The organism is Paraburkholderia sediminicola, from assembly GCF_046027825.1.
GTDB lineage: Bacteria > Pseudomonadota > Gammaproteobacteria > Burkholderiales > Burkholderiaceae > Paraburkholderia > Paraburkholderia sediminicola_D.
In genome coordinates this window covers 1-477 of record NZ_JAQQDU010000272.1, presented here as the reverse complement: position 1 = coordinate 477, position 477 = coordinate 1, and the positions used below count along the sequence as shown (strand labels likewise).

Sequence of the window (477 nt, the reverse complement as noted above, 5' to 3'; positions counted from 1 at the left end):
TGTTGCATTTCTGCGAGGACTGTTGCGTCGGAAAGCGCATCCGGCGCTCTCGCGATTCGACTTCATCCCGGCATTCGGCGAGGGGAATGTAGCGAAGTTGCTTACGTGCTATCCCCGAAAAGGTGGAGTGACACCAATTTTGGGTGCGCTTGACGGGGATGTGCGGAACAGCTTCTCTGACAAACTTTTGTGGCCGTACTGTTTCCTGCCAGGAGACCTTGCACCAGAAAAGATTCTTATTGAGAAGTTTAAGGAGAATCTAGGTAATTTTTGTGCTGATCGCGATATAAAGCGACGTTCCGTCGATCTCGTATTCAGCACGACCCACGGGCTTGACTACCACGATGTCATCGGCCAACTGACCCGAGCATTGCCATTCTCCCACGAAGATATCGTGAATTTCGTCGTGCGCTGTTTGGACATGGATTCGGAATGGACCGAAAGAATCAGCCAGTTCTTTGAATCCCTCGAGATTTG

At 50.7% G+C, this 477-nt stretch carries 1 protein-coding gene; it reads left to right on the top strand.

The window, feature by feature from the left end:
* Window positions 1-477 (top strand): hypothetical protein (locus tag PQQ96_RS42215; RefSeq protein ID WP_408303372.1); only part of this gene is annotated, 477 nt, incomplete at both ends.